The sequence below is a fragment of the Armatimonadota bacterium genome, from assembly GCA_013314775.1.
Taxonomy (GTDB): Bacteria; Armatimonadota; Zipacnadia; order Zipacnadales; family JABUFB01; genus JABUFB01.
The window spans coordinates 255,870-279,238 of the sequence record JABUFB010000011.1 but is presented as its reverse complement, the minus strand read 5'-3'; the positions used below and the strand labels follow the sequence as shown (position 1 = coordinate 279,238).

Sequence of the window (23,369 nt, the reverse complement as noted above, 5' to 3'; positions counted from 1 at the left end):
GCACATCCCAGGCCGGCCTCTCACCGGTCTCACCATGCTTACGCACCCGCGTGACCAGCCATGAGCCCCAACCGCGACACTTCCAGACAGCGTCTCGCAACCCGCACTCCGACCTCCGTTGCCCTGGCCGTTATCGTCGGCCTCGCGGCAGGGGCTGGCGCGGTTGTTTTTCGCTGGATGATCCGCGTCAATCACGACCTGCTGTTTGGGGCTGCAGACAGCTTCCTGCCGGCTCTTGGTGAGTGGCGCGTGGCTCCGTTGCCCGCAATCGGCGGGCTCTTCGTTGGCCTGCTGGTCTTCTACATCGCCGAGGAAGCCAGGGGCAGCGGGATACCCGATGTGATGCTCGCCGTCGCCCAGTATGGCGGCAAGATCCGGGCGCGGGTGAGTGTCGTCAAGGCCCTCGCGTCTTCCATCTGTATCGGTTCGGGCGGGTCAGCAGGCCGTGAAGGGCCGATTGTGCAGATCGGCGCCTCCCTGGCCTCCGCCCTCGGGCAGGCTCTCCGGATGCCGCGAGAACGGGTGCGTCTGCTGGCCGCGTGCGGGTCGGCGGCCGGAGTGGCGGCGACCTTCAACGCACCCATCGGCGGCTCGCTGTTCGCCTCAGAAGTGATTTTGCGCGATTTCGGGGTACGCTCATTCTCGCTCGTGGTGCTTTCAGCTGTGGTTGCCACCGCGTTTTCGCGCAGCGCTATTGGAGACTTTCCCGCTTTCCGAGTCCCGGCGCATGCCCCCACAGGCTGGGCCGAACTGCCGATCTTCGCGATCCTCGGGGTCGTCTCGGCAGTGGTTGGCGTCGGTTTCAAACGTCTACTATATGCCACAACGGATGTCTTCGATGCCATTCGCATCCCGCCGTGGAGCCGACCGGCGCTGGGTGGTCTGCTGGTTGGGGTCATGGGCGTCTACTTCCCCCGCATCTTTGGAGTTGGGTATGAGACCATCGAGCCTGTCCTGCGCACCGAGTTGCCCCTGCTGACCTGCGCGGCCCTTGTCGTCCTGAAGAGCGTGGCGACGTCTATCACAATCGGGTCCGGCGGCTCAGGAGGGGTCTTCGCGCCCTGTCTCTACATCGGGGCAGTGCTGGGTTCGTTCATCGGGCAGGTCGCTTCGCTGGTGCTCCCCGGGATGAACATCAATCCGGGGCCGTATGCCATCACCGGCATGGGTGCCGTGTTCACCGGAGCCGCCCACGCCCCCGTAAGCTCTGTGCTCATCTTGTTTGAGATGACTGCCGACTATCGGGTGATCATCCCCCTGATGGCCTCCATCGTTGTTAGCGCCATGGTTTCCGAGTACCTCATGCGCGAGGACATCTACAGTATCAATCTGCTGCGCCGAGGGATCGACCTCAAGGCCACTACCCCTATTGACCCGATGGCGACCGTCACTGTGCGCCAGGTGATGACTGTCGAGGTCGATACGGTGCCCGAGTCGATGCCCCTGGAGCGGCTGGTGGACGAGTTCCAACGCACAGGGCATCACGGATTCCCGGTAGTGGATCGCGACGGCCTCCTGTCGGGGATCATCACCCTGTCCGACCTCGAACGCGCGGCCCGCCAGGGACTGAAGCGGAAGACGGTCGGGGAGGCCGCCACCCGTGATGTCATGGTCTGCTACCCGGACCAGAGCCTTCGCGAGGCCCTGGCGGCGCCGGCGGCGGGTGAAGTCGGCCGGCTGCCGGTTGTGGACCCGGAGAACCCCCGCAGGCTGTTGGGAGTGCTACGGCGAAGTGACATCATCCGCGCCTACTCATCAGGGGCGGTCGCTTCCGCTTCCGGACGTCTCAGCATTCGGCCCGCAGAACCGTAGGCACGCACCGGCACTCTGTCGCCGGGACTGTGAGGATCACATTGGCCCGGAGCGCTCATGACGACCAACCGCTGGGAGCCACCGAGCAGACGTCGCTGACCGCCCGGACAAAGGACCTGTGCCACAGGTATGGTCTCCGCGCGGTCAAGTCGCTGGGGCAGAACTTCTTGCTGGACGAGAACCTTGCCCGGAAGATCGCCAACGCCGCCCTGGCTTTCGAGCCTGAGGCACTTCTCGAGATCGGCCCGGGGCTGGGCGCGATCACGCTTCCCCTTGCGGAATCAGGCCTGCCTCTCGAAGCGTGGGAGAAGGACCCGAAGCTGGCCGGGCCGCTGGGGGAACTGCTGGCCTCTTACCCCAATGTCGCGCTGCACATTGGTGACTTTCTCGACGCGCCAATCGATACCGGGCGTCCCGCGGTTGCAGTGGGGAACCTGCCGTATTACATCACCACGCCAATTCTGGAGCGCCTGCTGGAGACGCGTCCGGCATTCATTGGGATCGTAGTTACGGTGCAGAAAGAGGTAGCAGACCGTCTGCGCGCCGCGCCGGGGACTGACGATTACAGCTCACTCACGGTCTACTGCCGGTTCTTCGTGGAGCGTATCGAGACCGTCGCGTCCCTGCCGCCGTCAGTTTTCATGCCTCGTCCGGGGGTGGATTCCGAGGCGTTGGCGCTCCAGCCGAGACAGGAGCCGCCTGAAAGCATTGGCGATGCCAGGGCCTTCTTCCGGGTGGTACGTGCGGGGTTTGGTTACCGCCGCAAGACCCTGCGCAAAGCCCTCGCGACTGCGGGCATCCCCGGGCTTGATCGAGACGGTGTTGACGAGATACTGGCTGCCGCGGAGATCGACGGCCAGCGCCGGGGAGAGACCCTGGATTTCGACGAGTTCGCGGCGCTGGGGAATGCCCTTGCCAGACTGGAGGCCGGCCAGTGACCCGCGTCACGCTGCGCGCCTACGCGAAGATCAACTGGGGACTGGAGATATTGGGCAAGCGCCCGGACGGCTTCCACGAACTGCGCACCGTGACCCAGACCGTCTCGCTGTGCGACCTGCTCACCGTTGAGATCACAGGGGACGGGCTGAGAGTTGAGAATTGCGGTGAGTGGGAGGCCCCGGACGGGCCTGACAATATCTGTTGGCGGGCTGCGGAACTGTTCCGGGAAGCGCTGGGCGGGCCGCAGGGAATCCTGATACGGCTGGACAAGCGTATCCCGGCGGGCAGCGGTCTGGGTGGTGGAAGTTCCGACGCCGTGGCGGTTCTCGTCGCCCTGCAGCGCCTCACCGGGCTGGGCTCGGCGCAGGAGCTGGAGAGCATGGCTGCGGAACTCGGCTCGGATACGGTGCTTTTTCTTTACGGCGGGCTTGCACTGTGTACCGGCAGGGGTGAACGTGTGGAGACGCGCAGGATGGCCCGCGGCTACTCGCTGGTCATCGCGCGGCCGGGGGAGTCGGTCTCGACGAGAGATGCCTACGCGGGCCTCACCCCCGATGATTTCACGAGTGGCGCGGGCATGGACGCGGTGCTTGCGGCCCTCGAGGCAGGCGCTGCCCCCGGGGAATTGGCGTCCCTGCTGATCAACGGTTTCAGCCGCAGCGTGGGCGCGAGTTGCCCGGCGATCCCGCGGCTGATCGACTGCATGGCCGGATTCGGGGCGTGCGGAGCACTGATGACGGGCTCGGGCTCGGCGGTGTTCGGTCTGGCGGATGACGACGTACATGCGGGGCGTCTTGCGGAATCCCTGCGAAAACAGGGATACTGGGCGGTTGCGGCTCGCACTGTTCCGGCCGGCTACGAGTTCATGGAGGGTCCGCATGTCTGAGAAGACACCCGTAGTCGTACTGGCGGCAGGTCATATGTCGACGGGGCTTGCGAAGGCCACCGGTGCGTCAGCCAAGGGGTTGATCGAGGTGGGCGGGCGGCCAATTATCGACCGGGTACTGGAAGGCCTGGATGGGGCGCGGCTCGTCGGTGAGGTCTGTGTGGTCTGCGCCGAGAACTCGCCGCTAATCCAACACGTGGGCGAACGGGCGGTTGAGTGCCGGGGCGAGACAATCGTGGACAGCCTGCGTTGCGGCCTTCAGGCTCTCGGCCGGCCTGAGCGCATGTTGATTGTGACGGGCGACCTGCCGCTGCTGAGCGCGGAATCGGTCGACCATTTCCTCGGGCAGGTCTTGCATTTGGACGCCGCAATCGTATATTCTGTAGTGGCCAAACGCGACTGTGAGCGGATGTTGCCCGGTGGCAGGCGGACGTACTTCCGGCTGCTCGACGGCGTTTTCACGGGCGGTAACATCGCCGTCATGCGTCGGGAGTTCCTGGAGGAGCAAGGGCAACAGCTCGAAAGAGCGTTCTCCATGCGCAAGAACCCCCTGGCGTTGTCAGCGCTCCTGGGCTGGGGCTTCGTTTTCCGGTTCATCGCTGGGCGGCTGTCCATGGCGCAGATTCTGGCGCGCGCCGGTACTATTCTAGGTGCTCAGGTGGCCGCGGTGATCTCGCCCTACCCTGAAGTGGGGTTCGATGTGGACAAACCGAGTCACATCGCCACTGTGGAAGCCTTGATCAGCCGGTCGACGCGCTGACAGTCCACGGTGACATGGGGCGCTCTCGCTGGGGCGTCGCCAAGCGGTAAGGCACGGGACTTTGGATCCCGCACTCGCAGGTTCGAATCCTGCCGCCCCAGCCAATGACTGATCTGCAGCGGGGGATCAGCCGTCGACAACTCTTGCCGCACTTGCCGCGCGAGGCCATGGACGCCCGGCAGCGCCCCATGCCGGTCCGGCGCGCGCAGCTTCATGACAGGACACAGGGGTGGCCATCCGTGCAGTACGGTCCGCTGAAAATCTTCTCGGGCAATGCCAGCCCCGAACTAGGCCGCCGCATCGCCCAGATCCTTGGCCAGCCTTTGGGTGATATGGAGGTCGGCCGGTTTTCGGACGGCGAGGTCCAGGTCAAGATCAATGACAGCGTGCGCGGGGCCGACGTCTTCCTGGTGCAGCCCACCTGTCCGCCGGTGAACGAACATCTCGTTGAGCTTCTGGTCATGCTCGACGCGTTTCGGCGGGGCTCGGCTGCCCGGATCGTTGCCGTCTTGCCGTATTATGGCTACTCGCGCCAGGACCGCAAGGCCAGGGGCAGGGAGCCCATCACGGCCAAGCTGGTCGCGAACCTGATTACCAGTGCGGGCGCTGACCGGGTTCTCGCCGTGGACCTGCACACTGACCAGATCCAGGGCTTCTTTGACATTCCGGTGGACCACCTTCCAGCGCGCAGGATCATGGCAGAACACTTCCGTAATGCCGGGCTGACCGGGGAAGATACCGTTATCGTATCTCCGGACGTGGGCGGCGTGGATGACGTGCGTTCCATGGCTGACGATCTGAACAGTTCGCTGGCGATTATCGCCAAGCGCCGCCCGGAGCCCAATGAGTCCGAGATCATCGAGGTCATCGGCAATCTCCAGGGCAAGCGGGCGATTATGCTCGATGATATGATGGACACCGCCGGCACCATGGTGAACGGCGCGCGCGAGTTGCGGGCGCGGGGTGCTGTGGAAGTGCACGCGGCGGCGACCCACCCGGTGCTGTCCGGACCGGCGATTGAGCGCCTGAGCGGAGATGAGATCGACACGGTCGTGGTCACGGATACCATACCGCTGGACGGTGCGCGGCGTCTCGATAAAATGATAGTCCTCAGTGTGGCGCCGCTGCTGGCCGAGGCCATCGAGCGCATCCACCTTAGTCAGTCTGTGAGCGCGACCATCGGCCACAATGCGCCGTCGCAGAAACGGCTGTTCTAACAAGGGACCTGAGCGTCGCTGCTGCCTGAGCCCGATCGGTGCTCGCGGCAGCGTCGTGATTGTCGGAGTGATGGAATCTTCGGGCCCGGTGGCGGGCCGAAGCTGAACAGGCAGAGCATGTTCTGTCCGGCGCGACCGTCGGACAGGATGTCTTAGGAGGAGCAAGCATGGAGCAGATCGTTCTGGCCGCCCACCTCCGCGAGGAAAAGGGCAAAGGCGCAGCCCGCCAACTGCGGCGCGATGGTTTCATCCCGGCAGTCGCCTACGGGCAGGGCCGCGACGCGATGAAACTCACGGTATCACGGGACAAACTGGAACGGATTCTCGCCAGGCACGCGGGCGGCAATGTGGTCTTCGACCTTCAGATCGAGGGCTATTCGGACCCGCAAGGCACCGCGGCACTCATCAAGAGCATGCAGCGACATCCCCTCACGCGAATTCCCGAGAGCGTGGACTTCCAGTGGATCTCTCTCCGCGAGAAGGTCAACGTTTCAGTCCCTATCCATCTCGAGGGATCCTCGCCGGCCCAGGCGGATGGAGCCGTTATCGACCAGATCCTGCATGAGGTCGAGGTCTCGTGCATGCCTCTGAGAATCCCGGAGAGTCTGGTGCTCAGCATTGAGGGAATGCAGCTACACGAGACCCGCACAGTGTCCCAGCTCGATGTGCCTGAAGGTGTCGAGGTCCTCGCCGATGCCGACACACCCGTGGCGACCTGTGTACCGCCGGCGAAGATGGTGTCCGAGGACGAGGGAATGGAGGCTGTCGAGGGCGAGATCGAGAGCATCGCGGAAGTCGAGGACGATGCGCAAGACCGCGCCTCTGGAGGGTCCGAGTAGGCGTCGAGACCGTTACCCGGAGGGTGCGGCCGGGCTCCGGCTCCGCGCCGCACCCCTTTCGTACCTGCTGTCTGCTGCTCCGGCGGAGTCATCGTCTCTATGAAGCTTATCGCCTGTCTGGGTAACCCAGGCCCGAGCTATCAGAACACCCGCCACAATGCGGGGTTTCTCGTTGCCGACGCGCTGGGCGCCCGGCATGGCATTGACCTTGGCCGGCGCAGGTTACGCGCTATCTACGGCCGTGGAAGCATCAAAGGGACGGACACGATCATCGCCAAGCCGCAGACTTACATGAATGACAGCGGCGATTCCGTGCGGCGGATCGCTCAGTTCTTCAAGATCGAACATGCTGATCTCATTGTCGTGTACGATGATATCGCCCTGGACCTGGGAATCATCCGGCTGCGCCGTGGTGGCAGCGACGCCGGACATAAGGGAATCCGCTCTATCGTCAGTCATCTCGGTACGAGCGAGATCCAGCGCGTTCGTTTGGGCATAGGGCTCCCGCCGGCCGGGATCAGCGCGAGGGACTGGGTCCTGTCGGACTTCCGGCCTACTGAGCGCAAGACCGTCGAGGACATGGTCGAGCGCGCCTGCGAAGCCCTGGAGTGCTGGGTCTCGGAGGGCATCGAGCGGGCCATGAATATCTACAACGGGTAGCCGCGGACCCGCCTCATCTCCGCAATTCCACAGTCGGCGGCAAGGAGCCTGGGCTCCGTGGACTTCGCCGCATTCATCCACGACCTCACACAGTCCCCCGAGTACTCCGGGCAGATCGAGCACGTGCGGCATCTGCCGGGACATCCTGCGCGTTTCCGGGAACTCCGCCACGAGTTGCAACCGTCTGTTCGCGACTGTCTCCGCGAACTGGGCATCCAGCAACTCTGGTCTCATCAGGCGGAGGCAATAGACCGAATCCTCGATGGTGAGCATGTCGTTGTGGTCTCCTCGACGGCCAGCGGAAAGACCCTCTGCTACACTGTGCCCATGGCCCAGCGCCTGAGTGAGTCGGCCACAAGTCGGACGCTGGTGGTATACCCCACGAAAGCACTCGCGCAGGACCAGTTGCGCAAGCTGGAGGGGTTCGGTGCCGGCCGCACTTTCACCGCCGAGACCTACGATGGCGACACCCCACCTTCAATTCGCCGGCGGATCAAGCGAGAATGCCACGTGGTTCTCACGAACCCGGACATGCTCCATGTGGGCATCCTGCCCTACCACCACACCTGGGCCGACTTCTTCCGCCACCTGTGTCTGGTTGTGCTGGATGAGGTGCACGTCTACCGGGGAGTGTTCGGCAGCCACACGGCCAATGTGATTCGGCGCCTCAGGCGAATCGCTCGGCACTACGGCTCGGACCCGCAGTTCGTGTGCTGCTCGGCGACCATCGCCAATCCCAAGGGCCTGTGTGACGCTCTGACGGGCCTGGATTTCTCGCTAGTAGACGACGACGGGGCGCCTCAGGGCAACCGCACTTTCGTCCTGTGGAACCCTCCGGTGCTCGACCGGAAGACCGCGAGGCGCCGCAGCGCGAACCTGGAGGCCGCGGATCTGCTGATCCGTCTCATGCGGCGGGATGTGCGCACGATCTGCTTCACTCTCGCCCGAGTGCAGGCCGAGTTGATCCTGCGCTACGTCCGTCAGCGCCTCGAGGGCTCGGAGCTGGCCGATAAGATCCTGGCCTACCGTGGCGGCTATCTGCCCTCGGAGCGCCGCGCCATCGAGCAGCGCCTGTTCGACGGCGACCTACTGGCGGTCACGTCCACCACCGCTCTGGAGCTCGGAGTGGACATCGGCGGCCTGGATGCGGCGATCCTCGCAGGATACCCCGGCAGCGTCGCTTCCACTCGCCAGCAGGCCGGGCGCGCTGGACGAGGCAAGCAGGATGCGCTGGCGGTGCTCATCGGTATGCCCGGCGGCATACACCAGTACCTCATGCGGCATCCTGAGTACATCCTGGAGAACACCTCGGAGCGGGCGATCATCGACCCCTTCAACCGGTTCATCCTGGGCGGGCACCTGCTGTGCGCGGCGTACGAACTGGCGATTAGTGAACGGGACCGCGAGTTGTTCGGGCCGGAAATGGACGCGATCCTGGAGATTCTCGCCGAACACCGTTACGTGACACTTCGCGGCTCGTGGTACTGGATCGACCCGACGACCTATCCCGCACGGGAGATCAACATCCGCAGCGCAGGAGGGCCGGGGTACGACATCGTCCTGCGCCGCGCGGGGCAAGAGGACATACTGCTGGGCACGATGGATGATGCATCGGCCTTCCGTCTGGTGCATCCGGGGGCGATCTATCTGCACGCGGGGCAGACGTATCTCGTGGAGACGCTTGACCTGGAGAAACGGGTGGCGACCGTAGTTCCCACGGACGCGCGCTACTACACGGTCCCGCTGACCGCTGGTGACGTGCGAATCGACGAGGAGGAAGACGCGCGCAGCCTGCCCGGCGGGGCAACGGCGAAACTGGGGCGTCTGCAGGTGAAATCTGCCGTGCTGGGATTCACCAAGCGCGAGCAAATCACGGAACGGGAGCTGGGGCGCGAGGACCTTGACTTGCCGCCGTCCTCCTATGAGACCGTGGGCGCGTGGATTACGCTCAGCCGGGCGGATGTGGAGGCCATTCAGTCCGCCGGTTACGACCTGATGGGCACGATTCATGCCCTTGAGCACGCGATCATCCAGCTTCTCCCGCTGGTGGCTTTGTGCGATCCCCACGACGTGGCCGGTTCATCGAACCTGGGGCACCCGGATGTCGCCGATCCGACTGTCTTCATGTGGGACAGCTATCCCGGCGGCGTGGGTATCTGCGAGACCGGGTACGAGCGGCTTGGCGAACTGATGGCGGCGACGGCGGAGACTATCGCGGCGTGTCCGTGTGAGGATGGTTGCCCCTCATGCGTGCAGGCGCCCGACTGCGGCAATGCCAACCAACCCCTGAGCAAGGCGGGAGCGATTCTCCTGGCCCGGAGGCTGTCGGGGGCGTCACCTCCGTCCAACGATGCCGCGTAGGCCGACCGTCCCGGTCGGCGCATTTGCCTTGCCCGCCCGTTCCTCAAGTTCCCTCACCCGCTGCCGATGCAGACTTCGTGCTAGACCATGCCCGACAGGAGTCTCCCGGGATGCTCTCGGATGTTGCACCGGAGTTGCGTGCGATCGTCGCCGATGACGATCCGACCATGCGCGAGTTGATTGGCGACGCTCTGGCAAGGAACGGCTTCCGGGTCGTCCCGGCCTCCACCGGTGAACGCGTTCTTGCGGTGCTGCGCGACCAGCCCGCTGAATTGCTGGTTACAGATGTCCAGATGCCGGGGATGAACGGGCTCGATCTGGTTCAGTCGGTCCGCGAACTGTTTCCGTCCACAAGCTGTATCCTGATCACGGGCGATACCTCGTTGGAGACGGCGCGAGGGGCAGCCAGGACAGGTGCGGTGGACTACCTGCCCAAGCCCTTCACCGAACAGGACCTGCTCAAGGCGGTCCACTTTGCGTTGCGACGCCGGGATGAAGAGCGCGCGCGATCCCGGGAGCAGGAGCTGTCCGAGTTGTTCCGCCTCAGCCAGGATGCGCGGCAGGTGGAGGACCCGTGGGAAATGCTGAGGGTCACCACTACCACGGCGGCGTGCCAGACAAGAAGCGATATCGCGTATCTTGGGGTTGTGCGCGACGGCAAGTTGGTGGCTTTCACCGTGGGCGACGGGGCCCTGGACGCGGCGGGGGATACGGAAGTGTCCGACGGTCACTTGCTGCGACTGGCCGCCGAAAGCGACGCGCCCATTCTTTACACAGCGCTGGGATCCCGCCACCCTCTCAGTGGGGCAGTGCGTCAGGTCTCGTTGCGCGAAGTGCGCACGGCGCCAGGCATGGCTGAAGCGCTGGCGTTTCCGCTGTGGGATGGGAACCGGAACTGCGGCGCGGTTGCGGTGGGGCGTTTCGGGAACGCCGAGCCCTTCGCTCGGGGCGACTTTCAGCTTCTCTCCGTGCTCTCCGCTCAGTGTGGACTGCTGCTGCGCAATGCGAACCTGGTGGAGAGCCTGCAGCGCGCATATCTTGGCACGGTCAAGGCCATGGCGCGAACCCTCGAGGCCCGGGACCCCTATACCCACGGCCATTCGCAGCGAGTGGCCGGCATCTGCAGACACGTGGCCGAGCATCTCGGGTTATCCCCCGGCGACGCAGAGACTCTGGAACTGGCGGCGGGGCTGCATGATGTAGGGAAGATTGCGATCCCCGACGCCGTGCTGCATAAGCCCGGCAGCCTCACCCCCGAAGAGTGGTCGGCGATTCGCATGCACCCGGTCATCGGCGCGGAAGTGCTCGCACCGGCGCATTTCCTGCAGGACGCACTGCCCCTGGTGCTTCACCATCACGAGCGGTACGATGGGAAGGGGTATCCCGAGGGCCTGATGAGCAGCCAGTTGTCTGACCTGACCCATATCATCATGGCCGCCGATGCTTTCGACGCCATGACCTCAGACCGGCCGTACCGTGCGGCTCTGAGCACGGAAGAGGCCCTGTCCCAACTGGACACGGGACGGGGCACCCAGTTCTCGCCGGCTGTTGTGGACGCCATGCAGCAACTGGTGGACCGCCTCGCCGCGGGGGTGTGACGGGGAGAGGCCAAGGCAGCTCCCCTTGGCGTTTTGCCTACGCTCAGGCGGGCTCGCCCTTGAAACCCCAGAGGAATGCCTCGCGGGTCAGGACGTTGACGAAGCTCCCGGCGGGAATTGCCGGCGACGGGAAGATCACGAGCTTGTTGGTCCGCGTACGCCCGCGAAGGTAGCCGGGTGACTTGTCGTCTGGTCCCTCCACCAGCACCTCGACGATGCGCCCCAGTTCTTGCTCGTTCTTCGCTCGGCTGATCACGTTCTGCAGTTCTACCAGCCGTTGCAGTCGCTCCAGCTTCACCCCCTCGTCCACCTTGTCGGGGAAGCCGGCCGCGCGCGTGCCGGGCCGATCGTTGTACATGAACATGAAGGCCTGATCGTAGCGGATCTCTTCAAAGGCCGACAGAGTGCGTTCGAACTGCTCCGGGGTCTCACCCGGGAAGCCCACCATCACATCGGTGGTGAGCGCTATACCGGGGATCAGCTCCCGCGCCTGGTGCACGATCTCGAGATAGTGCGCTAGCGTGTATCCCCTTCCCATGCGCTCGAGTACCTCATCGTCCCCGGACTGGATGGGCAGGTGCAGGTGCTCGCAGACGGTGGGTAGTTCGGCCATCGCCTGGAGCAAGGCGGGGGAGAGGTCCTTCGGATGTGAGGTCGTGAAGCGCAGACGGCGCAGGCCGTCCACCGCGTCCACGAGGCGCAGCAGTTCGGGAAAACTCACGGTCTGTCCGGTCGCAGCGCACCCCCGGTAACTATTCACGTTCTGCCCCAGGAGGGTCACCTCCGGCCGCCCGGAACCCACCGCGTCGGCCACCTCCGCAACCACGTCCTCAGGCGCTCGACTCTGCTCACGGCCACGGGCGAACGGCACGATGCAGTAGGCGCAGAAATTATCACAGCCGTAGCCCACATTCACGAAGGCATTCACGCTTTCGGCGCGCGTGAAAGGCAAACCTTCGGGGATAATCTCCGCATCATCCGCCAGGACCCGTTGCTGGCCGGAGGCTTCGCGCACGGCTTCCGCGAGCCCGGCGATGCTCCTTGGCCCGAGGATCAGATCAACGAAAGGCGCACGCGTCCGGAGTTCGTTCTGCGAGGTCTGCGCCACGCAACCGGCGACCACGATGATAGTCCCCGGGTTCTCGCGTTTCTGCCGCCGGAGGTCTCCAAGGCGCGAGAAGACCTTGTGGACGGGCTTCTCCCGCACCGCACAGGTGTTCAGCACGATGACGCGGGCATCCGCCGGAGAATCCACGGCGTGCAAGCCCAGGGATTCGAGCACGCCGGCGATGGTCTCCGAATCGCGCTCGTTCATCTGACAGCCCATGGTTTCGATGAAGTACGTGTTCTGCATGGGCGCGATTATAACACAGTTCCCTAACTGCCTGTGACGCTGGAGGGAACCGGTGGGCCTCCAGGGAACTGTCTTATCTCATGTGGCGCCTCGCGTGGGCCCGCGCCTGTAGGCCGCGCCGGGGCCAGCGGCTCGAGGGCTCTGTCTCTCTTCGAAAGGGTGATCGTCATGTCACGCGGATTTGCGCCAGGCAGGATCAGGTACGGGGTCATCGGGTGCGGCATTCAGGGCGAATCGCACGTGAAGATCGTGGCATCCTTGCCCAATGCCGAGCTGGTCTCCGTCTGCGATGTTGACGAGAACCGGGCGCGAGCCACTGCCCTCAAGTACGGCGCCCGACACGCGCTCACCGATTGGAGTGCGTTGCTGGAGGATGACTCCATCGACGCCGTTTCCATCGCCCTGCCCGATCACCTGCACCGGGAATCCACTGTCGCCGCATTGCAGGCGGGCAAGCATGTGCTGCTGGAGAAGCCCATGGCGACTTCGGTTGAGGACGCGCAGGCCATGGTGGACGCCTGGCGGGCGTCAGGCAAGCGGCTGATGATCAACTGGAGTAATCGCTGGCAGCCGTTGTTCTGGTCCACCAAGGAAATGCTGGACCGCGGCGAACTGGGCGAACCGCTGTACGCCTATGCACGCCTGAACAACACCCTCTATGTGCCCACGAAGATGCTGTCGTGGTCCGGTTCAACGCGCCTGCCTTTCTGGCTCATCTGTCACCGGTATGACATCGCCCGGTGGTACTTCAGGAGTGAGGCGAAGCGGGTGTTCGCGGTCTGCCGTTCGCAGGTACTCAAGGGGATGGGGATCGACACGCCCGACTTCTACCAGGCCACCGTGGAGTTCGAGAACGGCTGCGTGGGCAATTTCGAGTCGTGCTGGATTCTACCTGAGTCGATGCCCAACATCGTAGACAGCAAGTTCCAACTCATTTGCACCGCAGGGTATGTGAACGTGGACCCGAACATGCCAGTGCACACGGTGGCCACGCCGGCACAGATGAAGACGCCGGGGTTTCTTTCCGGAGAAGTTGCGGGTGAGCCGCGGGGGTTCGTGTACGACGCGCTGGTGCATTTTGTCAACTGCCTTTTGCGGGATGAAGAGCCGCTCATCACCGGCCACGACGGGCTGATGATCACGAAAGCCCTGGCGGCAATGGTGGAATCGGCCGAGATCGGACAGCCCGTCAACCTGTAGCAGGCGGCCGATATGTACCAACGATAGCGAGGTTCGCGACATGCACGCGAAGCTGAAGACGCTGCTCGACGCCCTCCTTGTGACCCACTCGCCATCAGGCGACGAGGGCGAGATGGATCGCCTGTGCCTGCCCCTGTTGGAGGAGCGCTGTGACGAAGCCTGGATGGATGCCAACGGGAACCTCATCGGCAAGATCAAGGGCGAAAGCGCGGATGGTGCGGTGATCCTGACCGCGCATAAGGATGAAATTGGCACCATCGTGCGGAAAATCGATGAAGACGGGAAGATTTGGCTGGATCCCCTTGGCGGTTGCGTACCGTGGTCCTATGGCGAAGGGCCCTTCGATGTGCTGGGCGAGGAGGTGATCACGGGGATTCTCTGCGTGGGGAGCACCCATTCCAGTCATCTGTCGCCGCTGATCAACGATGCGAAGACCAAGGCCCTCACATGGGAGATGTGTTACCTCGACTGCAAACTGGACCGCAAGGAACTTGCGGCGAAAGGAGTGGGCCTCGGCACCCGGGCGTGCGTTGCGCGGGCACGCAAGACGCCGCTGTATATCGGCGACTGCGTGGCCGGGTATGCGCTGGATGACAAGGCGTCCGTCGCCGTGCTCCTGCGCACGGCCGACCGCATCCGGCAGGGCCGCAAGAAGCCGAAGAGCGATGTTTATTTGGGCATCACCGGCTCCGAGGAGACCGGGATCATGGGCGGCGCGTACGTTTGCCATAGCCTGCCGGTGGACACCCACATCGCCGTGGAGATCGCGCCCATCGCGCCGGAGTACGACATCCGGATGACTGACCACCCGGTGATTTTCTACAAGGATGCAGTCTTCGTGTTGCACAAGGGGATGGCCGACCAGCTTTCGAAGCTGGCGGACAACTGCTGCGGAGGGCACCAGCCCATGCTGGTGCGGTCTTTCGGCAGCGACGCCACGGTGTCCAGCAAGTACGGGCTGGTGGGCCGCGCGGGATGCATCGGGTTCCCGACCCAGAATAGCCACGGGTACGAGATCGGACACCTGGGCGCGATGGAGAACTGCGCGAAGTTGCTGGCGGAGTTCGTGACAGGCTGACCGGCGCTGCGCAGGGCCCCGGCAGGCAAAAGCAGCGTCCAGCGGTTGCATCTGAGGAGGTGCTGGAAAGATGCTGTATGGACAGAGACGGAGTTCGTCCTGCGGGGTTGTGGCGATCGCGCTTGCGCTGATTGCCGCGACGGGCTCTGCACAGATGGCAGGGCATGGGGGGCACGAAGGGCACGAGATGGGTCAAGCGGGGGAGATGCCCCACGGTGACATGCAAATGGGCGAGGGCGCGAGCATGCAGATGCCGCCTGCCGCCACCTGGGCGCGTGAAGGCTTTGTGCCCTCGCGCGCGCCACACACCGGCATGCAGATGGGCGTCGTGGAGACACTGAACGTTCCGGCGCTCGGGTACGAGATGGACGGCGATGTGAAGGTGTTCCACCTCTTCGCGCAGCCCATCGAGTACGACATGACGTCAGGCAACCCCATGGATATGAGTCTCGTCAGGGAGTTCAACCGATTCACCGGGCAACTCCATGGCCACTACTTCCGACACCGTGTGCGCGTCTGGGGGTACAACGGCAGTTCGCCCGGACCAACCATCGAATGCACCGAAGGCGACCGCATCCGGGTGATGTTGCATAATGAACTCCCGGAGCCGACGTCGATCCATTGGCACGGGATTGAGTTGCCCAACGCGATGGATGGCGCAGGAGGACTGACCGAAGCCCCTACACCGCCGGGCGGCATGCGGGTCTACGAGTTCACGCTGTACCAGAATGGGACTTTCCTGTATCACTCCGGCTTCAATATGATGAAGCAGGACAGCTACGGTCTTGCGGGCTTTCTCGTGGTGCACCCGAGAGAGTATACAAACCGGCCCGACCGGCAGATCTGCATCATGATGCAGGAGTGGGCTTTCCGCCCCGGCAACCCCAACCCGGACCTGGTAACCATGGACTTCAACTGGTTCACCTTCAACGGGATGGCTGCGCCGGACATACAGCGCATCGACCTGCGACAGGGCGAGCGCGTCCGCATTCGTTTCGGCAACATGAGCATGGACTCGCACCCCATCCACATCCACGGCTACACGTGGAAGGTGGTGGGCACCGAGGGCGGGCCTATCCCGGAATCCGCGCAATGGCCTGGAAACACCGTGGACGTGCCTCCCGGCAGCACCCGAGACGTGGAGTTCGTGGCGTGGAATCCGGGGCTCTGGCGCCTGCACTGCCACAAGTTGCACCACATCGTCAACGCGCACGCCGACGTCCCGATGGGAGTCATGGGGCACGGCGGGATGTTCACCATCATCAACGTGATGCCGACAAACCCCGAAGAGCCGTGGAGACACTTCAGTGAGAGGGGTGGAGAGTGATGGAGCGGCGCAAGTCAGCTCGTGGCAATGCAATCCGGGCGATCCTGGCCGCCTGTGCCATCTGGCTGTGTCTCGTGTCTGCCCTGGCCGATGAGAAGGCTCCTTCGCCCGCGCAGGCCATCGATGACCCGGAGGCACTCGTCCGGATGCCGGACGCTGAGCGGCTGGTGGCGGATGCGCTGGCCGACGGAATCACGCGGTATGAAGCGGTAACGGTCGCTCTGCTCAACAATGCTGAACTGCGCGCCCAGCTTCAGGAACTGGGGATTGCGGAAGCAGAGCTGACGCAGGCACGGCTGTACTCCAACCCGGTTGTGGATTTGTCGCTGCAGTTCCCCGAGCACCAGCGCGGCAACGAACTCGAAATCGAGGCGCTCTGGAACCTGGCGGATCTCTGGCTCGTGCCGCCACGCAAGGGCGTGTCACGGGTCGGGTATGAGCGCACTGTGGCACAGGTATCGTCCGCGATCCTCAACACGGTGTCTGATGCGCGGCGGGCCCACGACCAGTGCGTGATTCTCAGCGCGGCGCGAGAACAGTCGGAGACGCTGCTGGCAGCGGTTCGCGAGCTTCGCGACCAGATATACGCGCGCTATGAGTACGGTTATACCACGGAGTTGGAGCGGTCTCATGCCGATGCTGACGTGAGCCGCGCTGCGATGGATCTCGCTGAATCAGATGCTGCCGTGCGGGTGGCTCTGGCAGGTCTGCGGCGGATACTGGGTCTCGGGCCGGACGTTGGCATGGAGATCGCGGGCGATCTGCCGGACCTGCCCGATACCCGCCTGGACGGAGCGGAGCTTGTCGGTTACGCTCTGGCACACCGCCCGGACCTGCGGGCTGCACGGCTCGGGGTGCGGGTCTCAGAAGCCGACCTGGCGCTGGAGCGACGCAGCACCTGGAGCGCCGTAAGCCTGGGGCCGGCATATACGCGGGATCCCGACAGTTCGTCGCTCTTCGGGCTGGCGCTCTCTGTGGAGCTACCGGTGGCCGACGACAACCGGGCCATGCGCGCGAAAGCCCGTGCGGAACTGCGCCGGTCACGGGCTTCCCTGAGCGCATTGGAAGCCCAGGTCCGGGAAGACGTGGCAGTTGCGCTCGCACGACTCAATCTGGCAATGGAACACGAGCGGCTGCTGCGCACGGAGATCATTCCAGCTCACCAGCGGGCCGTGGATCATGTGACCTTGCGGTACAACCAGATGCAGCTGAATATGGTGGACGTTCTCAAAGAGCGGGTGGCGCTCATCAGGGCGCTGAAGGAACACCTGTTGGCCCGGCTCAGCGTGCAAGCGGCGCTGGTGGAACTGGAGTTCGTAGTCGGCGGCAGACTCCCCGCCGGCACGTAGCAGTCAAGTCGGAACCGCCGGCCATCGGAAAAGGAGTGCCCAGTTGCCAAAGTATCGTCTTGGTCAGGATACCATTGAGTATGAGATCATCCGGAACGCCCGGCGCAGACGCTTCGAGGTCGCAGTTCATCTGGACGGCCGCGTGGTGGTGCGCGCCCCGTCCGTTGCCTCAGATGCAGACTGTGAAAAGTTCCTGGCCCAGGTAGCCGACTGGCTGCGGGCGCAGTTGTCGGGAGCGCGGACGTGCGAGGCCCCAAGGCGGCGAGTGCAGGACCCACTGGGCACCATCGAATTCATCGTTCGCAGGAACCCGCGGAGACGCAGGATGGCGCTGCACGTCAACTCGCGCTCTGAAGTAGAGGTGCGGGCGCCCAATGGCGTTCCCCTGGCGGACATTGACCGCTTCGTGCTCCAGCATGCCGACTGGGTACGCGCGCGGGTGAGCCATGTCCAGAACACCTCACCCGCCGCCGGTCCGCTGGAGACAGGCCAGGAGTTGCGCATACTGGGTGAGCCTGTGCGCCTGGTGATCTGCCGGACACCCCAGCGCCGGGGCACTGTCCGCGTCGCCGAGGGGGAGATGACTATCGCGGTCCCCGAGACCGTGGGCGAGGACAGGGTTGGACAGACCGCGCGAGGCCTCCTGCGCCAATGGCTCGGCGATGAGGCGCTCAAGGTCGTTCGGCAGCGACTGCCCGAGTTCGCGCGCAGACTGGGGGTGTCGCCGGCGAAGGTTACCGTGAAGGATATGAAAACAAGATGGGGAAGCTGTGGAAGAAATGGCAATATAAGTATCAGCTATCGACTAGTCATGGCGCCGCCCGAAGTGATGGACTACCTGATCGTGCACGAGCTGTGCCACCTGCTGCAGCCGAACCACTCCAGGGAGTACTGGGCGCTGGTGGCGGGTATTATGCCGGAATACCGAAGACATCGGACATGGCTGAAAGAGCATTCGCTGACCTTGGCCCTGTGAATGCCAAGTAGGTCTTGGGTGCAACGCGGACCTGTGGTAAACTGCAAGGAGGGTTCAGGCCGGCGGGCAGACCAGACAGGACGGGTCGAGGCCGGTGCTCGAGACTTCAGCGAGGCCGTTTTGGCGTGTGCTCGAACTTGCCTTGGGCAATGCTGATGCCGACGGTACGGTTGGCCGTCTTTTTTGTCTAAGTGAACGGCGAAGTCTTACCGCAGAACCAAGTGCCGGCAGCAATCGGGTCTGGTCACGGCGGGCGAAGTTTGCACAGCGATGACGGGCATCCCACAGGACCTGCTGTGACGGCGCCAGGTTGTCAAGCCCTGCTCCAACAGACAGCGTGCCACCGGAGGCCGCAGTCTTGGCACCGGGGCCAGGCAAAGGGAGTCCTGACGACGTGAAGAACGGCCGATTCAAGCCCAGGGTCATGCGAGTGGTCCTGGCCCTGATGGACGCGTGCATCCTGAATCTCAGCGTCATGCTCGCGTTGGTCTTGCGTTTTGACGGCTCGATACCGGAGCCGTACTGGGCCTTGTGGCAGATGACGGCCCCCTGGATGACCCTGCTTCTGCTCGCGGTCTCTTTCGCGCTGGGGCTGTACAACCGCATTTGGGAGTACGCATCGATAGACGCCGCCGTCACGATCATCCTGAGCGTGGGGCTAACCTTTGGGGCCGTTGCCGGTCTGACTTTGTTTATCCACCACGACCTGTATCCGATCAGCGTCTTGATCATCTCCTGGGGCATCACGACGATGCTCATCGGTGCAAGCCGCTTCGGTTGGCGCGTACTGCGGTCCCGGTTCGTGTTCCGCAGCGGCAAGCCGGAGGGCAAGAGCCGGGCTGTGGTGTACGGAAGCGGCCGTGCCCGCAACAATCTCGCCCGAGAAGCCGCAAGCGATCCGGCGAGCCCCTACGAGATCATCGGGCTGCTTGACGATGACCCTTCTCTGACCGGTATGCTCGCGGGTGGACTGCGCATCCTGGGTACGGTCGACGACCTGGAGAAGCTCGCGAGCCGCTATGACTTGGATGAGGTCTTGGTAGCGAGAAGCCGGGGGGAAGAGGCTGATGCGAAAGTTGAGCGCCTTGTGCGGGCAGGTGCTCACATTGGTGTCAGGGTAAGTATCATGCCACGGCTCTTGGAGCTCGCGCCGGGGCAGATGCCGGGGCGCGTGCGTGACATCGACGTGGGCGACCTCATCGGGCGAGAACCAAGTTGCTTCAGCCTCGCGCTGCCCAATGACTACATCGCCGGGCGCACCGTCCTGGTGACCGGCGCCGGCGGCAGCATCGGCAGCGAGATCTGTCGACAGTTGTGCCGCTATCAACCGGGGCGAGTTATCCTGCTGGGGCGCGGCGAGAACCGCATTCACCGCATCTATTACGAGCTTGTGGACAGCTTCCCGGAAATCGCCTTCGAGCCCGTCATCTGCAATGTTACAGACCCCATTGCAGTCGAGGCCGTTCTCCGACGCTGGAAGCCCGAAGTGGTTTTCCACGCAGCTGCACACAAGCACGTTTTCCTGATGGAATGCAACCCCCTCGAGGCAGTCAACAACAATGTCCTGGGGACGGCGACGATCGCCGACCTCTCGTGCCGCTACGGCGTAGAGCGCTTCGTGTTGATCTCCACCGACAAGGCGACCGAGCCGACCAGCGTCATGGGCGCGACGAAGGCCATGGGAGAGCGCATCGTCGCGGGCATGAACGGTTCCTGCAAGACGAAGTTCGTGGCCGTGCGTTTCGGTAATGTTCTCGGAAGCGCGGGAAGTGTGGTGCCGATTTTCCGTGCCCTGGCGGAAGCAGGCAAGCCGCTCACCGTAACCGATCCCGAAGCGGATCGTTACTTCATGACAATCGAGGAGGCCTCCTTTCTCGTACTTCAGGCGGGTGCCGTGGGTGAGGGTGGAGAGGTGTTCGTCCTGGATATGGGTGAGCCAATCAAGATCGTGGACATTGCGCGAACCATACTCCAGATGTACGGTAAGGACCCTGATGCGCCGGGTGCTATCGAGTTCATTGGTCTTCGGCCTGGTGAAAAACTCCACGAACGTCTGGTCAATCCATACGAAGAACTGGTGCCGACCCGGGTGCCCGGGGTTCAGCGCGTTCAGGTGAATGGCAAGGCACCCGTGTTCCCGCAGGTCCAGGAAGCACTCTCGGAGTTACGTGCCGCTGTCCTTGATTGCGATGATGAGCGTCTGCTGCGTGTGCTCGCGGCAGCCACGGGAGCTCGTTTCACTGGTACTGCGTCTCCGGAGAAGGCGGGTATTAGCGCAGAGTAGGTACGCGTCGACCCAACTTCCTCCCATTCGGCAGCCCGGCCGGTCCTGGCCGTTCGGCAGGCTCGTCGGTTCTGCGGAATACGTGCCTGCCGCGTGTGGCCTGCGTCCGGTGTCCACGGTGTTGGGCCCGTGCGGTGTGCTGTCAGGTCCCAGGAATGGGCCACAAGCCCCGGAGAGGAAGCCGAACCGGGTGCGGGGAGAACGGCCTGTCGCCCACCCCCCTCGGGTGCTCAGGGCGCATCGCGGGGCGGCAATTCGGGAGCTTCCGCCCCGGCTACAGGCTGCCGCCCGCTCCGCGGGCTGTGAGGCAACGGCTCAGGGCGAAGGGCACGCCAAATACGACTCCGGCCCCAGCCGGCACGCATCCCGCAGAACTGATGCTCCTGGGCCGTCCGGGGGCGGCTTGCAGTTCCGCAACGACCGTGTGTATAATACGCCAACCACGCTTCCGCCCGCAGCTCGCGAGCAATCACAGGAGCACGATACGTGGATACAGCGAGACCCGCCGATTTCTACGAGGAAAGTGAAGTCGGGCTACGCGATTACATCTTGATCCTCTACCGCAGGCGCTGGTGGTTCATCGGCGTCTACCTCGCCATCATTGCCCTCATTACAGTGATGACCTTCACGGCCACGCCCATCTATGGGGCGCGGGCCAAGCTTCTTGTGGAAGCCAGCCGGTTCGGGAGCTCGGGCGGGGGAGCTTCTGACGTGCTCACCGGGATCACGGGCATGGCGCAGGCTCGGACCGTCGAGACACAGATTGAACTCATCCGCAGCGCTCTTGTGTTGAAACCCGCCCTTGAAAAACTGGGCATCGACCCAGAGACCGAGATGCCAGGCGTCATTGTCGAGACCATCCCCGGAACCGATATCATCACCGTCTCGGCGCGCGCACCCGATCCACTCATGGCGCCCAAGATTGCAAACGGTATCGCCCAGGAATACGTGGAACTCACGCTGCGGCGCAACCGTCAGACTGCGAGCCAGGGCCGAGAGTTCATTGAGAAACAGGCAGAGGAGGTTCGTGCGGAACTCGCTCAAGCCGAAGCGGACCTCACTGCGTTCCGGCAGGGCGCCGGGATCACCTCCGTCGATGAGGCTGTGACGAGTCTTGTGGAGGATGCGCAGCGCCAGTCGGAGGAAGCCAATCGCGCGGACGCGCAGGTCGCGGCGACGCAGGCAGAGGTGCAGGCACTCCGGGCCAGGCTGGGCCGCGGAGATGGCTTCGTCAAGGATGCCGAGACGCTGGAACGGAATCCGGCACTGGATACGCTCCGCGGTAAGCTACTGGCACTCGAGGCCGAACGGGCGGCACTCATCACCGACTACGCGCCGACGAGCCAGAAAGTCACTGCCGTCGACAAGGAAATCGCCGCGGTGCGCAAACAGCTCGAGAGCCAGGTGGACCGGGTGATCAGCACGGAATCCCGCGTCGACCCGGTCAACGCCGAAATCCTGAAACGACTGACCTTGGCGGAAGTGGAACTGGCGGCCAATCGGCAGAGAGCCAGTGCGGTACGACGAGGGCTTGCTGAAGCACAGGCAGCGATAGGTCGGCTCCCGGACGACCAACGACGGGCTGCCGAGCTCGAGCGTTCCGTGCGTGTTGCTGAGAACCGCTATCTCGCTCTGATGGCGAAGCTCCAGGACCTGCAGCTTGCCGAGATGGTCGAGATCCCGAGCGCCACGGTGATCCAAGCCGCGGACTCGCCGGCCCCAAAGGTCAGCCCTAGCAAGAAGAAGAACCTGCTATTTGCTATCTTCTTCGGCTTCCTCGTCGCCCTTGGCGTGGCGCTTCTTGTCAACTACCTGGACAACACATACGCATCGGTTCAGGAGATGGAGGAGCATCTCGGGGTATCCACGCTGGCGGTGATCTTCCGACAGACCGGACGCGAGAACATTCTCTTGAGCTCCCCGATGGGTAAGTCGCCTTTCGCCGAGGCTTTCCGGATGATCCGCTCCGCGCTGCGGTTCAGTTCGGTCAACCGGGCCATCTCGTCCCTGGTGATGACGAGCGTCGCGATGGGGGAGGGCAAATCCACGGTGTCTGTGAACACCGCCATCGCGTGCGCAGAAGGCGGGCAACGAGTGATTCTCGTAGACGCCGACCTGCGCCGCCCCAGCCAGCACCGAATCTTCGACTTCGACAACACCACCGGACTGACCAGTTGCCTGGTGGACGGCCTGCCCATTGAGGATGTGCTGCATGAGACTGACTACCCGAACCTGCGCGTGATCACCAGCGGTCCGATACCGCCCAATCCCGGTGAACTCCTGGACTCGACCGCGATGCGGGATCTTGTCCAGCGCCTCAAGGGCATGTGCGACCTGGTGATTCTAGACACGCCGCCGGGCAGTATTCTGGCGGACGCCATGGTTCTCACGCGCATCGCCGACGCCGCGGTGATCGTGGTCGATCTCGAGAGCACAAAACGGCCAACGCTGAAACGGCTCGTGGAGTTGTTCAAGCGCGAGGGGCACTTCCTGCCGGGAGTTGTCATCAACAAGGCGAAGCAGGCGCCGGGCTCGTACTACTATTACGGTTCTTACTACTATTCCGAGTACTACGGCGACGAAGACTAGCGCGACTTCAGCATTATTGGCGCGAAAACCGCCCCCGAGATGCCCCGCGGCAGGTTCTCAGCCGGCCGGTGGCAGTGAGGGGGCGGCTGCACCTCAGGAGTACGTTGACCGACCGCTTGCCTGGGGGCCGGCCCGACACA

17 protein-coding genes and 1 tRNA gene are annotated in these 23,369 nt (G+C 63.8%); 17 read left to right on the top strand and 1 reads right to left on the bottom strand.

Annotated elements, in window-relative coordinates; all coding sequences use genetic code 11:
• Positions 1-60 precede the first annotated feature (60 nt).
• The 10 genes from HPY44_15630 to HPY44_15585 all read left to right on the top strand — a co-directional run bounded on the left by HPY44_15630 (position 61) and on the right by HPY44_15585 (position 11,072).
• A complete protein-coding gene (locus HPY44_15630) occupies positions 61-1,812 on the top strand; it encodes a chloride channel protein (GenBank protein NSW57438.1) in 1,752 nt (583 codons plus the stop codon).
• A gap of 41 nt (positions 1,813-1,853) precedes the next feature.
• Positions 1,854-2,750, top strand: coding sequence for a ribosomal RNA small subunit methyltransferase A (rsmA, locus tag HPY44_15625; protein NSW57437.1), 897 nt, complete (start codon positions 1,854-1,856; stop codon positions 2,748-2,750).
• On the top strand, positions 2,747-3,637 hold the full coding sequence (ispE, locus tag HPY44_15620; GenBank protein NSW57436.1) for a 4-(cytidine 5'-diphospho)-2-C-methyl-D-erythritol kinase: 891 nt from the start codon (positions 2,747-2,749) through the stop codon (positions 3,635-3,637). Before rsmA ends, ispE begins: the two co-directional genes overlap by 4 nt.
• On the top strand, positions 3,630-4,397 hold the full coding sequence (locus tag HPY44_15615) for an NTP transferase domain-containing protein (GenBank protein ID NSW57435.1): 768 nt from the start codon (positions 3,630-3,632) through the stop codon (positions 4,395-4,397). Before ispE ends, HPY44_15615 begins: the two co-directional genes overlap by 8 nt.
• 29 nt (positions 4,398-4,426) lie before the next feature.
• A tRNA-Gln gene (locus tag HPY44_15610) sits at positions 4,427-4,501 on the top strand.
• Between the two features lie 63 nt (positions 4,502-4,564).
• Positions 4,565-5,614 carry a ribose-phosphate pyrophosphokinase gene (locus HPY44_15605; GenBank protein NSW57434.1) on the top strand — a complete coding sequence of 350 codons (1,050 nt, stop codon included), beginning with the start codon at positions 4,565-4,567 and terminating at the stop codon, positions 5,612-5,614.
• Positions 5,615-5,781: 167 nt separating this feature from the next.
• Positions 5,782-6,453, top strand: coding sequence for a 50S ribosomal protein L25 (locus HPY44_15600; protein ID NSW57433.1), 672 nt, complete (start codon positions 5,782-5,784; stop codon positions 6,451-6,453).
• Between the two features lie 99 nt (positions 6,454-6,552).
• Positions 6,553-7,113, top strand: a complete 561-nt coding sequence (locus tag HPY44_15595) for an aminoacyl-tRNA hydrolase (protein NSW57432.1) — start codon at positions 6,553-6,555, stop codon at positions 7,111-7,113.
• 57 nt (positions 7,114-7,170) lie between these two features.
• Entirely contained in the window at positions 7,171-9,474 is a 2,304-nt protein-coding gene (locus HPY44_15590) for a DEAD/DEAH box helicase (protein NSW57431.1), read from the top strand.
• Positions 9,475-9,584: 110 nt separating this feature from the next.
• Positions 9,585-11,072 carry a response regulator gene (locus tag HPY44_15585; protein ID NSW57430.1) on the top strand — a complete coding sequence of 496 codons (1,488 nt, stop codon included), beginning with the start codon at positions 9,585-9,587 and terminating at the stop codon, positions 11,070-11,072.
• Between the two features lie 43 nt (positions 11,073-11,115).
• Here HPY44_15585 and miaB read toward each other — a convergent pair whose 3' ends face one another.
• Positions 11,116-12,426, bottom strand: coding sequence for a tRNA (N6-isopentenyl adenosine(37)-C2)-methylthiotransferase MiaB (gene miaB, locus HPY44_15580; GenBank protein NSW57429.1), 1,311 nt, complete (start codon positions 12,424-12,426; stop codon positions 11,116-11,118).
• Positions 12,427-12,594: 168 nt separating this feature from the next.
• On the opposite strand from miaB, the gene HPY44_15575 reads away from it, so the two are divergent.
• The 7 genes from HPY44_15575 (at position 12,595) to HPY44_15545 (ending at position 23,229) form a co-directional block, all read left to right on the top strand.
• Positions 12,595-13,626 (top strand): Gfo/Idh/MocA family oxidoreductase, encoded by a 1,032-nt coding sequence (locus HPY44_15575; GenBank protein NSW57428.1) that lies wholly within the window; start codon positions 12,595-12,597, stop codon positions 13,624-13,626.
• A gap of 40 nt (positions 13,627-13,666) precedes the next feature.
• Positions 13,667-14,704 (top strand): M42 family peptidase, encoded by a 1,038-nt coding sequence (locus HPY44_15570; GenBank protein NSW57427.1) that lies wholly within the window; start codon positions 13,667-13,669, stop codon positions 14,702-14,704.
• Between the two features lie 70 nt (positions 14,705-14,774).
• Entirely contained in the window at positions 14,775-16,031 is a 1,257-nt protein-coding gene (locus HPY44_15565) for a multicopper oxidase domain-containing protein (protein NSW57426.1), read from the top strand.
• Entirely contained in the window at positions 16,031-17,380 is a 1,350-nt protein-coding gene (locus HPY44_15560; protein NSW57425.1) for a TolC family protein, read from the top strand. Before HPY44_15565 ends, HPY44_15560 begins: the two co-directional genes overlap by 1 nt.
• Positions 17,381-17,423: 43 nt before the next feature.
• Positions 17,424-18,356, top strand: coding sequence for a M48 family metallopeptidase (locus tag HPY44_15555; protein NSW57424.1), 933 nt, complete (start codon positions 17,424-17,426; stop codon positions 18,354-18,356).
• A 394-nt stretch (positions 18,357-18,750) separates the two neighbouring features.
• Positions 18,751-20,640: a polysaccharide biosynthesis protein gene (locus HPY44_15550; GenBank protein ID NSW57423.1), complete on the top strand. Its 1,890-nt coding sequence runs from the start codon at positions 18,751-18,753 to the stop codon at positions 20,638-20,640.
• A gap of 486 nt (positions 20,641-21,126) precedes the next feature.
• Complete coding sequence (locus tag HPY44_15545) at positions 21,127-23,229, top strand: polysaccharide biosynthesis tyrosine autokinase (protein NSW57422.1); 2,103 nt, start codon at positions 21,127-21,129, stop codon at positions 23,227-23,229.
• Positions 23,230-23,369 lie beyond the last annotated feature (140 nt).

What these genes read in the sequence shown, in the direction of transcription:
- HPY44_15630 (NSW57438.1), top strand. Translation starts at nt 61, where the DNA reads ATGAGCCCCAACCGCGACACTTCCAGACAGCGTCTCGCAACCCGCACT.
- HPY44_15615 (NSW57435.1), top strand. Translation starts at nt 3,630, where the DNA reads ATGTCTGAGAAGACACCCGTAGTCGTACTGGCGGCAGGTCATATGTCG.
- HPY44_15605 (NSW57434.1), top strand. Translation starts at nt 4,565, where the DNA reads ATGGACGCCCGGCAGCGCCCCATGCCGGTCCGGCGCGCGCAGCTTCAT.
- HPY44_15600 (NSW57433.1), top strand. Translation starts at nt 5,782, where the DNA reads ATGGAGCAGATCGTTCTGGCCGCCCACCTCCGCGAGGAAAAGGGCAAA.
- HPY44_15595 (NSW57432.1), top strand. Translation starts at nt 6,553, where the DNA reads ATGAAGCTTATCGCCTGTCTGGGTAACCCAGGCCCGAGCTATCAGAAC.
- HPY44_15585 (NSW57430.1), top strand. Translation starts at nt 9,585, where the DNA reads ATGCTCTCGGATGTTGCACCGGAGTTGCGTGCGATCGTCGCCGATGAC.
- miaB (NSW57429.1), bottom strand. Translation starts at nt 12,426, where the DNA reads ATGCAGAACACGTACTTCATCGAAACCATGGGCTGTCAGATGAACGAG.
- HPY44_15575 (NSW57428.1), top strand. Translation starts at nt 12,595, where the DNA reads ATGTCACGCGGATTTGCGCCAGGCAGGATCAGGTACGGGGTCATCGGG.
- HPY44_15570 (NSW57427.1), top strand. Translation starts at nt 13,667, where the DNA reads ATGCACGCGAAGCTGAAGACGCTGCTCGACGCCCTCCTTGTGACCCAC.
- HPY44_15565 (NSW57426.1), top strand. Translation starts at nt 14,775, where the DNA reads ATGCTGTATGGACAGAGACGGAGTTCGTCCTGCGGGGTTGTGGCGATC.
- HPY44_15560 (NSW57425.1), top strand. Translation starts at nt 16,031, where the DNA reads ATGGAGCGGCGCAAGTCAGCTCGTGGCAATGCAATCCGGGCGATCCTG.